Here is an 11,554-nt window from a genome sequence, read left to right as displayed (position 1 = left end):
GCCTGCAGACGCTCGGACTGACGGTCGCAATCCGGCACTATAACGACCGATCCGTCCCAGGGCTTGGTGGGCTGAGCTTCGGCATGCCCATCGCGTGGTCGTTACTCGGCGTCTGGTTAGCTGAGGAGATTGGCAATCAGGTTCGGCCGCTCTCGTGCGCCAATGCGATCGAAGCTTCAGTTATGGTCCAGGCGCTGAAAGAACGGCGCAAACGAGCGCGCGGCCACCGCAAGCTTGCCGGTGTTTCTGATACAAGCTTCAAAGCTTTGAGCGGACGCGGGGCTTATGTGACACAGCCCTACCGGATGGGAACAGTCGAGCCGCTGCTGCGGCTGGGGCTCGTTGTTGGCGCGAGCCAGCGGTTTAATCTGTATCGCCTAGCGCCGCCAGGCGAACGCATCCTCCAAAACCTGAAGGCGGAACAGAACAAATTGAGAGCTTGGGCCACTGGCTCAAGCCTGACGCGAATCGGGCGCTTGGCTCCGGACTCCCCCTTGCCGGCAGCTTCCGCCAAGCTCCTCGAACGTCAACTGCGTGATTATGGTGACGCCCATCGGCGCAGAGCCCTTCTTGATCTTCCAGAAGAGGTTCTGCGCGAGGCAAACATGACGAGCGCCGAGCCGCCTACAGGCATCGAGCAGGCCCACTGGAATGACATGCGTAGCGGTGTGGCTCTGATTCAGCTTCGCAAGGCTGCACTCGACGCAATTACCCTAATCGAGGAACAGCTTACGTCAAGCGGACGAGCTGGGCTGACCGTGCACCAAGCAGCGGAGGCGGCTGGCAGCAAGCTGGAGCAAACTGCGGTACTGGCGAGTACAATGCTCGCTCGCGACGATACCAGCCCGGGCCAGCTAGCCCACGAATTCGCCCGAGTCTGCCGATCATCGGCGGAGGTCGTCATCGCTGAGCTCGCCAGGCGCGACGGAACCGTGATCAGGCTGTTGCCGAATGGGCAGGTGGGCCTCGGCCCAGCCGGAGGACAGCTCGCTACGGGAATGGACGACGAGGCGGACCAAGAAGGTCTTGGGGAGACCGCCACGGTCATTCCTGAGCTTCCCAGGATCCATAACCTGTACGCGCTCAAGCGCGACCTGCAGCTGAGCATGGCGGATCATTGAGTGGAACGGACAACCATAATCAGTTGCTTCACGCCGCCCGAAGGGTTTGAGGGCAATTTCGGCTGGGTTTGCGGCTTCACCGCGAATGCAACAGTCTTGGAGGAAATGGCCGATCGGTTCACCTCCGGCGTGCGGCGGCCGCGTCCGTCACTCGCCGCCTTTTTGCATCCCACATCTTTCCACTATCCGGTCCTGCGCGGTGTCTCAGTTCCCTTCAGGCGCTCGAGTGCCGACTGGTCATTCAACCTGCTTCACGCAAAGGTGGCCCTGCTCCATTTTGTGGGTCCGCATGGCTCTCGGCTGCGCCTAGTCGTTTCTACCGGGAATTGGACCTACGATCCGATGTCGACCAGCCTCGACCTGTTCTGGATCGTCGAATGGGATGAAGCTACTCCCGATCGCCAAGCTGCCTCTGACATCAGAGCCGCAGCGGCGATGTTTGTATGGCTTAGGCAGCTGTTTGATACCTCGGTCCTCGAGGCCGATTGGGGCCATGGAACTCCTGAAAACGGACTGCGACGGGCTGTCGAACTCCTTCCCGCTAAACGCCTCCCTCCCAGCCGCTTTTTAGACTCGCGCAAGGGGTCGTTGCAGGAGCAAGTTTTGCAGGGGCTCGCCCAAGCGCCACACAAGCGCAACCGCGTACTCATGGGATCGGGCTATTTCGAAACTGGAGAGCACGCCGATAGCGGAGTGCTGTCCGAGTTTGTTCGACAGCTCTCGGAGCGCGGATTTGCCACCGTTAGACCGCGCGTCGACGTCATATTGAACCACGACGCCTGTCAGGGGCTCGCCGCGCAGCGTCCGGAATTGGAGAAGCTTGAGTGGCAGTTCAGGCGCCCGTTCAGTCGCGAGCTGCCGGGAGCTAAACTCCACGCTAAGTTCATTTTTAGCGCGGGAGGGTCCCAGAACTGCTCAAATCCCTGGTGCTACATCGGATCGGGAAATCTTAGTCGCATTGGGTTCACGCGCAGCGTCCGGAACGGCGGCAATTTGGAAGCAGGTGTCCTCTTCTTTCCTGAGGAACATCTAGGGTTGAGACTCAATCACAGCCAGAAGGCCACGGCGGCTGCGAGGCTTACGGCTGACAGGAAGTTTCTGGCGAGCTTGTCGTAGCGGGTTGCGATACGGCGAAAATCCTTGAGGCGGCAGAACATGGCCTCGACCCTCCAACGGTCCTTGTAACGGCGTTCGTCATACTGGATCGGGCGCTTGCGGTTGCGTCGACCGGGGATCACGGGGATTGTGCCCTGTTCGCGCAAGGCGGCCCGGATGCGGTTGGCGTCGTAGCCCCGGTCGGCGATCACCCGCTTCATGCCGATGGTCTCGCCAATCAGTAGGTCTGCGCCCTTCACATCCGACGTGTTGCCGGGCGTCAGGACGAGGCGGAGTGGTCGCCCGAGGACATCGACGAGCGCGTGGATCTTCGTTGTCCTGCCGCCACGCGAAATGCCAATGGCATTGGCCCGCGCCCCCCTTTTGCACCACCGGCAGAGCGGTGGGCCTTGATGTAGCTGCTGTCGATCTGGCCAGTCTCCGCGATCCAGCCTTCCTCGGTCAGCGCCGCCAGGATACGGGTCCAGATGCCCCGGCGGCTCCACCGGTTCCAGCGATTGTAGACCGTCGTCGAAGGGCCGTATTCAGAAGGGCAATCCGCCCAGCGGCCACCGCACTTGAGCATGTGAATGATGCCCGAGATCACCCTGCGATCATCGACCCTTCGCGCTCCGGGCTGGTTCTTCGGCAAGTGCGGCTCAATCGCTGTCCACGCTTCATCCGACAACCAGAACAACGAACGCGACATTCCAAACAGCCTCCAGCTTCAGCGGAGACCCCCTGAATCAAAGTGAACGCAGATTTTCAATAGGCTGATTGGGTTTGGACCCTAACCTGGCACGGGGATGACAAGGCCGCATTGTCTCGCCGATTGCCGATCGATTTGAGCAGCACTGTGGCGGTCACCGAGCTTTCAGACGGCGATCCCTATGAGGCGCCAGCACCTGCCATCACTCCCCCACCGGTTAGTTATCTCGTGTGGCGCGATGCCACTTTACAGCTGCCCGATGGGGCGCCGAGCGACATCGCCGTTACCGTTCGCATGGGGAGCGAATGGCTTCCCCTGCCACTCGCGATGCCTGAACCTCTCGTAACGGCAGTGCTTGGCCCTTCGGGTGCAGAGGTGCCGATCCTCACCGACGGAGGCTTCATTCTTCCTCCCCCGGCGCCGAAACGAATTGAGGATGTCCTGCACGAACTTGCGATTTTCCCGCAAAAAACACCCCGTGAGCGCGATCGTGACCTCGCACCCGACGATGCGGGTGATGAGGATGATCCCAGTCCTGAGAATGCAGCGACAGACTACCCGCTAAGGCGCGCCATGAGGCTGGTCGTTAAGCTCACCGAATATCAAGGCGTGCGAACTCCTGCTGAGTGGGAGCGATGGGCCAACCGGCTGGATGAGCTCCTCGAAGCGGTGACCGAACCTGAAAGCGAAATGATCGCTGCCCTGCGTCTGTGCGGCATTGACCCCCTTTCCGCGCTGCTTGAGCCCATGTTCCAGCCGGCCGACCTGTCCGCAGAGCAGCGAAACCGGCTCATCCCGGTCATCGCGCGAATCCGCAAGCTCTGGGAGCTGGATCAATGCGCATCGCTCGTACCGGGCCAAGGCGGAGCTACATGAAGCTACAATGGACTGACGTTGCCGATCGCCTCGAGGAGACCGCCCTTGGTGATACCTTAGCCGATGGAACGAGACTGCAGGATGGTCAGCGCGCGGCGCTCCTGGCCATCTGCGAGCGACTGCGCGGTGGTCAACGGGCGCTATTACTCGCCGACGAAGTGGGCATGGGCAAAACTCTCATCGCTGCTGCGCTGATCAAAGCTGTGCAACGCAGCGGCGGGCGAGCCGCGATCATCATCCCGCCAGGCCTTGGAGCTCAGTGGCAGGCTGAGCTGAGACGATTTGACACAGCCGATCACACGTTATCTCCGCTACGGTCCTATTGGGGCTTCATTCAGGCATATGCCCGCGCAGAACACCTTTCAGATCGACAGCTTTTGCGCGAACGGCGTGAGCGAGAGTTGGCGGATCGGCGCCTGCAACTGCAGCTGCCTTCCGGGACCTGGGCACAGGAGCCTCTGCTCTTGCTGTCGCACACCCTTGGCCGTCTCGTGCAAACGGAGGGTACTCAGACCGAGTATCAGGCGCTACTTGACGCTATCTTGAAGGTGCACGCAGGGACGCGCGCTTATCGCCGCGATCCGGCCAAAGCAGCCTATCAGAACGTTGCTCGAGCAGCCGCTGAACGTATCCTCGCCGGGCTCTCCTCTCGCGAGCAGCGGCAGCTTTGCGAAGGCCTCACGCATCGAACGCCCGACCTTCGCAAGGCTATCTGCCTTGCCATGGGACGTGCTCTGGGCAAGTTTGATCTGATTGTCATTGACGAAGCGCATAAGACTCGCGGTGCCGAGAGCTCTTTGTCACGCGTGCTGGACACACTGGTTTGGAAGTCAGAGACCGCGTTCCACCTTGGCATGACGGCCACGCCGGTTGAACTCGACCCTGATCAATGGACGCACACGCTCGCTCGGTTGAGTGTTCGAAGTGAATATCTGACGGAAATGGCTGTTGCGATCCAGCGTTACGATCGCGAGGTTCTGAACATTCAGGTTGACGAGGCCCTTACTTGGGATTTGGTCAACCGATATGCTGAAGCTTCCCGCATTTTACATTCTGCACTTGCGCCATGGGTGTTGCGGCGAGACAAGCGAGAGGATGACCTTCTCAAGCGCTTCCAAAAAGCCTGTGGCTCGCATCGCGAGATTGTTCCGATCGAAGTGCCAATCTCAAATATGCCCCTCGCATGGCGACGGATCTTCCTAACCAGCGAAGCGCTCTCCCAACTGCACGAAGAGCGCCTGAGTCCTCAAGATCGGCGGATGCGGCTGTCGTTGCCCAGCGGTCGCTCTCTGCTGGACGGGGCTGAGGAAATGGTTCGATTGCAGGCATGCGATGACGAGATAACGCAGTTAGATTCACCAGGCGAGCCGATTGGTCCCTGGCAACGCCTTAGCCGCGAACTGCTTGGTGAGGATGGCATCAGTCTGTTCGATCACCCAGCGGTAATCCGTACTGTTGAGGAAATCGAGCTCGCCGTACGCGCGGGGCACAAGGTTCTCGTATTTGGCAGGTTCATCAAACCGATGCGCGCGCTAACGTTCTTGCTCGATGCGCGTGAGATGGTTCGACGCCTCTGCGCCGAAGACAAAGTCGAAAACAGATGGCCTCAGGCTGGACTTGGCGAGCTCGACAGCGAACGAGAAGCTGCGCTGAAGGTGGCGCTGAGTGACCCGGCCGTGAACACGCGCGGGCTCGATCGTGATGCGGTGGATAAGGCCCTTCGCAAGCGCGCCAGCCGCTTTGAGACAGCGCGCCGAGCCAATCTTGAAGCTATGCGCCGCGAACTTGCCGATGACCCGGCAACAGCCGACCTCAGAGAGTTCTGGCTGGCAGACGGCAGACGACATGATGGCAACTCAGGGCTTCTAGCTGCGCTTGAAGACCAGCGCAGCTTCTCCGAACGACATCAGCCTTGGACCAAAAAAGCCATGTTGGCGGCTTTTCGTTCTCTCGTTAACGAAGTCACGAGTGGGGACCCAGCGGACGATTCTGACCTTGACGTGAAGGCGCGTCTCGCTGAGCATCTGTTCGACTTCGCGGGCCGTGAAGGGCACTTCGCCCGTTTAATGTATGGCAGTACGGCACCACAAACGCGGCGGCTCTTGCAGGCAGCATTCAATCGCGAAGGAAGCTGGCCGCAAGTTCTGGTGGCACAATCACTGGTAGGACGAGAAGGGCTAAATCTCCATAAGTCGTGCCGAATGGTTGTGCTGCTTCACCTCGAATGGAACCCGGCCCACGTCGAGCAGCAAATTGGCCGAGTCGACCGGATCGACAGTAAGTGGGCGTGCGAGGCGGAGGCATATTTGGGCGCGGGGGACGTTTCAAGCTCACCCCCCAGGATTGTCGTTCGCCCGGTCATCATTTCCGGCTCCTACGACGACTACCATTGGTCCGTGCTCAAGCGAAGATGGGATAGCATGAGAGCCCAGCTTAACGGTGATATCATACCTGAGGCAGATGCTGATTCATCGGAACCAGAGCGACAGGTACTGTTTGACAAGATCAGAGCTGCAACGCCTACCTTCGCACCACCTCCGCTGGCGAACTGCCAAAGGAGATTGTGAGAATGCTACTATCGCGATCAACCTCCTAAACCGGTCTGCTTGGGCGTCTGGTAGCGGACCTTCATCGACTTTGACAGGCGGCGGGGAATGAATGATGCGAGGATCTGGATGAAGGAGCATCCGGCGTGAGGGCTCAAGGCCAGCTAATCACCGCTGTCGATATGGCCATTGCGAGTGGAATAGATCCGAAGCGCTTTCGAGCTGCCCTTCGAGCCGCAAGTCTCGATTGGCATCCGAACAACGGACGTTGGGAGGTCGTGCGAGGGAGCGATGAGCACCAAGACATGGAACGGGTCATGGCGCAGCTAAGTGAAGGGAGTGTCAGGCTCCGATCGACTCCAAAGGCTGTACAAGGCACTGCCGATGCCGGAATTCGTGACGAGCATTACGTGCTCGATCTTTGCGACGCAGTTCTCGGGCTGAAGGCCGTGCGACAGCATTGCTTCCCGTTTCTGACCGGAGATCCAGATCGGCGCGGTCACCGGAAGCCATTGCCTGTCGATGGCTTTTATCCTGCTCTTGGCCTTGTAGTGGAATATCATGAGCGCCAACACCGTGAACGTGTCGGATTCTTCGACGATAAACCAACGGTTTCCGGGGTGCCTCGAGGCGAACAGCGCCGACTATATGATGAGCGGCGCGCCGATTTTCTGCCGAGGCATGGCTACAGTTTAGTAGTTCTCGAGGTGGATGAATTCGCACATGATAGAGCCAAGCGCTTGCTCAGGATCCCTGAAGACCAGGCCGTTGTTAGCCGGCGCCTTCAAAGTTTTATAGGCTGATTAATGAATATCAAGGCAATGGTGCAGAATGGCCAATGAACCTCGCACCCCACGTCTTGCTGTCTTGATTGACGCAGACAATGCATCTTCCCGGATCGCACCGCGCCTCTTCGAAGAGATTGCAAAGATCGGTGAGGCAAGTGTCCGCCGCATTTATGGCGATTTCTCCGGAACCAGGCTTAAATCCTGGGCCGACGTTCTCGCCACTCATGCGATCAAGGCCCACCAGAACTTTGCGTACACCAGCGGAAAGAATGCCTCGGATATTGCTTTGGTCATCGACGCGATGGATCTTTTGCACACCGGTCGTTTTGACGGGTTTTGCCTTGTCTCCTCCGACAGTGATTTTACCGGCTTGGCGTCGCGTATCCGTGAGCAGGGCATAGATGTCTACGGCTTCGGAGAGCAGAAAACTCCAGAGAGCTTTCGACAAGCTTGTCGCCGCTTCATCTACACTGAGAACCTGCTGCCAGAGGCGCCAACGTCAGATGAGCCAGGCCGACAGGATGCCCGTCCGGCTAGTGCAAAGAAGTCGCCCACTGCTGCTGCCCCTTTGATCCGAACTGCCATCTCACAGCTCGATGATGAAGGGGGCTGGGTGCCTCTTGGGCGGGTGGGCCAACGCCTTGCAGCGCTCGCTTCAGACTTTGACCCCCGAACCTATGGTGAAAGCAAGCTGAGCGATCTGGTCGAGAAGGCAGGCAGCTTTGAATCTCGCAGAACCGAGACCGGGCATTTGCAAATCCGGGTCTCTCCGTCTGGGAAGGCGGGCCAACCTAAACCCAAAAAGGCAACAGCCGGATGAAAGCCGGGCTTCGCCCCGGCGCCACCAATACCTGTCAGGTGCCTTAGGTATATACGACCGATAATGTCGTACATGGGTCATATCAAAGCGCGATGAGCAGAAATCTTCGAACAAGCACCACTGATCCGATCCAGATCCCTACACTTCCGGCCGCATCAGGACGCATCGGCATATCCTTCTGTCCAGGGAAGCAAGGGCCTGCGCTCGCTGGCTTTACCTGGAAGCGTGATCTTGCGACCGATCTAGACGCGGTGCGTGGGTGGGGGGCTGCTGCCGTCGTCTCTTTGATTGAAAAGCACGAGATGGGTCTGCTGGGAGTCGCGGATCTAGAAGCTGCGGTTGTTGCGCGAGGGATGGAATGGCTTCATCTGCCGATCCCAGACGTTACGGCTCCGGGCGAAGATTTCGAGCAAAGATGGCGGACGGCCGGAGCGCGGCTGCGCGGCTTGCTCATCAACGGGAACGGCATTTTCATCCACTGCCGCGGCGGGCTCGGTCGGGCCGGTACTGTGGCAGCGAGGCTGCTAGTCGAACTTGGCCTTGCTGACGCTAGCGGTGCAATCGCTCACGTTCGCCGCGTCAGGCCTGGCGCCATTGAGACGAAGGCACAAGAAGATCACTTGCGAGAGATCGAGCGTATCTATGATCGGTCATATGGCTGTTTGGTTGGACTGGCGGTCGGAGATGCTGTGGGGACGACGCTCGAGTTCAAGCCGCGCGACAGCTATGCCCACATTACGGACATGGTCGGGGGAGGGCCATTCGGCTTGGATGCCGGGACCTGGACCGATGACACCTCCATGGCCCTGGCGCTGGGAGAAGCTCTGCTCGCCAGCGCGGCGAAGGGCTCGGCTTTTGAGCCGGAAGAAGCACAACGGCGCTTTGTCGATTGGTGGAGGAACGGCGCCTTCAGTCCCACGGGCAGTTGTTTCGATATCGGGATCGCAACCCGGCAGGCCCTTTCTCGGTTCGAGGAAACGAGCGACCCGATTGCCGGCTCGACCGATCCGTACTCAGCAGGCAACGGCTCACTAATGAGGCTCGCGCCAGTCGCGATCTGGGGGATACAGCAAGATCCCGCAGTAGTGACACGAGTAGCCCGGCGACAGAGCATGACCACGCACGCTGCAGATGCGTGCCTCGATGCCTGTGAAGCATATGCACTGGTCTTGCGGGCGGCTATCCTAGGTGCCAGCTTTGAGGATGCACTGGCGGTTCCCTTGGGCGAATATGGACCTGAGGTCGGTCCAATCATGGCTGGTAGCTGGCGCGGGAAAGCACGCGATCAGATTGCGAGCAGCGGATTCGTAGCGCACAGCCTCGAAGCAGCGATCTGGTCCGTGGCAAACACGACGAGCTTCGATGACGCAGTGCTGTTGGCAGCCAACCTCGGTGACGATGCCGACACTACTGCCGCAATTGCGGGGCAGTTGGCCGGCGCAATTTACGGCGCGTCGTCGATCCGCCGATCATGGCTAGAAAAGCTGGCATGGCGCGACAAAATTGAGAATCTCGCGCGTAATCTGGCGTTCCCGGCAGTCGCGCCATCAAGCTAGCGTCGCGGCCGGGACACGGCATCGATCGGAAGCGTTGCTGCCCGGTCCGCATTGAATCCCGTGGGCGCCTAAGGTGTCATTCTTGATGCCCTAAGGCCGAATTGGCGGATAATGGGTCAGCTTTGACGCTTTACGGAAGGCCGCCGGCAGCGGGATCAGACGGCAGGCTTGGCCCAATTACCTACAACGGGATCTAGGTCCCAGAAATACGTACGGGGTCCAAGCCTGCCTCCTCCGTCTGGAGGAACCGCGGTTTCGATTTGCCCGGATCAAACGATGCGCCCGTCTTCCACATTGCCATCATGATCACAGAGAGCTTCCTTGCGACGGCAACGCGAGCCTTGAGAAATCCGACCTTGGTTGCCAGTTGCAGGCCCCAAGTGCGCAACGTACTTTCGGTTTTGATTGTGCGAAGCAGCACGGTGGCTGCTGTGATTAGGTGCGACCTGGTCAGCTTGTTTCCGTATCGGCTGATTCGGCCACGGCGCGCAGTGACGCCGGATTGATACAGATTGGGCGTTAAGCCGAGATAAGGCCCGACATCTCGATTGCTTCTAAAGCGGTACGGGTCTCCGACGGCGCTGTAAAATGACAGCGCCGTGATCGTCCCAACGCCAGGAATCGTCTGAAATCTGGCGCAAACCGGGATGCTGGCAGCCATTGTGCGCATCTTTCGGTCCATATCCAAGATATGAGAGCGCAGATCTTCTCCCATCCTGACCAGAGGATCCAAATCGACGCGGATCGTCACGCCGTTGGTGCTCAAAAGCCGGAGTTGGTTCGCGACTTCAGCCGCGAGCGATCCTCGCCCATTCAGGAGCTTGATGCTGGCACCGTGCAATCTGAAAATGGACTGGAGCAGCGCATCTGTCCTGGCTCGATGCTTTAGCAGGGTTCGACGGATGTTGATCATTATCCGGATGTCCTGGTGCTCCACCGGTTTGATGAAAACATGGGGACCGAAGGACTGCGCCAGTCGGCCAAGCTCAGCGAGACCTTTGGCATCGTTTGCATCGGTCTTTTGACGTCGGATCGCCAGGAATTTGCTTGATTTGCGAACGTCGACGACTTGAACGGGAAGCCCGAACGAACGGAGATCCCGAACCATTTGAGTGCCGACACCGGCCTCGATCGTAACGGACTGGACTGGCTCAACGCCGAACCGTCGAAGGATGTCTCTGATCGGAGCGGCACGGGTCTCAGTCATGGCTTCGAAGAATGCGTGGCCTTCGGCATCGACGAGGCAGACCGCAGTCTCCAGGTGGCCGGCGTCGAGGCCGACCCAATAGCGCTGGTGCCGTGGCATTTATGCTCCCGTGCGGCGTTTGCTTCCTTCGCTTGCCCTACTGACCTTGTGGGGTCTGTCCGACTAGGATTCGTCCTCAGGCATGTGATAGACGGGTAGGAAATCGAAGGAGATGATAGGATGGAGCCGCGGGAGGCGTTGGATGGCCTAATCAGCGAGCGAGGAGAGACCTACGCATCGATCTCGCGCCTCCTTGGGAGAAACTCGGCATACATCCAGCAGTTCATTAAACGAGGTTCTCCAGCCCGCCTTGACCAAAGCGACATAGCGCTGCTGGCATTGCATTTTGACGTTCCCGTAGAGGTGCTGGGTGGAAAGGAGGGGCCGACAGTCGGGCAGCGTTCGATAGTCAAAGTGCCCCTACTGAACGGGACAGGTAACGATTCACGCTCACAATGGCGGCTGGTTGATGCGGCTTGGCTAGGTCGGCTGTGTGATCAGCCCGCCAGTGTCGCAATCTTGCCAATTGTTGGTGAGGCGATGGAGCCGACCCTCTGCAATGGCGACGAGGTTATGATTAGCCGAGTTCGCACCCAGGAGAGCGTGCACGAAGGCCTTTATGCCATCCGTGGGTCTTCTGAAATCTTCGTGAGGCGGATAGCGATCGACCCAACGAGGAACCGTCTGACCGTTCTTACCGACCACCCCGCATATCCGAGTTGGCAGGGCATCCAGCGCAAGGGCGTCGATATTGTCGGCCGGGTGATCTGGATCGGAGCTCGGGTGGCCTAGCTGTC

Annotated in this window: 10 protein-coding genes; 8 read left to right on the top strand and 2 right to left on the bottom strand. The window is 59.2% G+C overall.

Going from position 1 to position 11,554, the window contains the following annotated elements; all coding sequences use genetic code 11:
• Positions 1-83: 83 nt before the first annotated feature.
• A complete protein-coding gene (locus EGM87_RS06775) occupies positions 84-1,121 on the top strand; it encodes a hypothetical protein (protein ID WP_137710410.1) in 1,038 nt (345 codons plus the stop codon).
• Entirely contained in the window at positions 1,122-2,237 is a 1,116-nt protein-coding gene (locus EGM87_RS06770; RefSeq protein ID WP_137710411.1) for a phospholipase D-like domain-containing protein, read from the top strand.
• Here EGM87_RS06770 and EGM87_RS06765 read toward each other — a convergent pair.
• Positions 2,168-2,925, bottom strand: a protein-coding gene (locus EGM87_RS06765; RefSeq protein ID WP_137708757.1) for an IS5 family transposase whose coding sequence is annotated in 2 segments (ribosomal slippage) — positions 2,168-2,592 and positions 2,592-2,925 — 759 coding nt in all. Because the reading frame shifts where the segments join, the coding sequence is not laid out codon by codon here. The genes EGM87_RS06770 and EGM87_RS06765 overlap by 70 nt on opposite strands.
• A 147-nt stretch (positions 2,926-3,072) precedes the next feature.
• Between EGM87_RS06765 and EGM87_RS06760 the strand changes: the two genes are divergently transcribed.
• From EGM87_RS06760 to EGM87_RS06740, 5 genes are all read left to right on the top strand, one after another.
• Entirely contained in the window at positions 3,073-3,801 is a 729-nt protein-coding gene (locus EGM87_RS06760; RefSeq protein ID WP_171407194.1) for a hypothetical protein, read from the top strand.
• Positions 3,798-6,368, top strand: a complete 2,571-nt coding sequence (locus EGM87_RS06755; RefSeq protein ID WP_137710413.1) for a DEAD/DEAH box helicase family protein — start codon at positions 3,798-3,800, stop codon at positions 6,366-6,368. Before EGM87_RS06760 ends, EGM87_RS06755 begins: the two co-directional genes overlap by 4 nt.
• Before the next feature lie 284 nt (positions 6,369-6,652).
• Positions 6,653-7,150: a hypothetical protein gene (locus EGM87_RS06750; RefSeq protein ID WP_216614578.1), complete on the top strand. Its 498-nt coding sequence runs from the start codon at positions 6,653-6,655 to the stop codon at positions 7,148-7,150.
• Between the two features lie 28 nt (positions 7,151-7,178).
• Positions 7,179-7,955, top strand: coding sequence for an NYN domain-containing protein (locus EGM87_RS06745; protein WP_137710414.1), 777 nt, complete (start codon positions 7,179-7,181; stop codon positions 7,953-7,955).
• 92 nt (positions 7,956-8,047) lie between these two features.
• Positions 8,048-9,511, top strand: coding sequence for an ADP-ribosylglycohydrolase family protein (locus tag EGM87_RS06740; protein ID WP_137710415.1), 1,464 nt, complete (start codon positions 8,048-8,050; stop codon positions 9,509-9,511).
• Between the two features lie 193 nt (positions 9,512-9,704).
• On the opposite strand, the gene EGM87_RS06735 is transcribed toward EGM87_RS06740, so the two are convergent.
• Positions 9,705-10,817 (bottom strand): IS110 family RNA-guided transposase, encoded by a 1,113-nt coding sequence (locus tag EGM87_RS06735; protein ID WP_137710416.1) that lies wholly within the window; start codon positions 10,815-10,817, stop codon positions 9,705-9,707.
• Positions 10,818-10,937: 120 nt separating this feature from the next.
• Between EGM87_RS06735 and EGM87_RS06730 the strand changes: the two genes are divergently transcribed.
• Positions 10,938-11,549 (top strand): S24 family peptidase, encoded by a 612-nt coding sequence (locus tag EGM87_RS06730; RefSeq protein WP_137710417.1) that lies wholly within the window; start codon positions 10,938-10,940, stop codon positions 11,547-11,549.
• The last annotated feature ends 5 nt before the right edge of the window (positions 11,550-11,554 follow it).

Origin of the sequence: Sphingobium sp. RSMS, from assembly GCF_005406185.4 — a bacterium.
GTDB lineage: Bacteria > Pseudomonadota > Alphaproteobacteria > Sphingomonadales > Sphingomonadaceae > Sphingobium > Sphingobium fuliginis.
The sequence above is the reverse complement of the archived record's forward strand: the minus strand, read 5'-3'. Positions and strand labels throughout refer to the sequence as shown.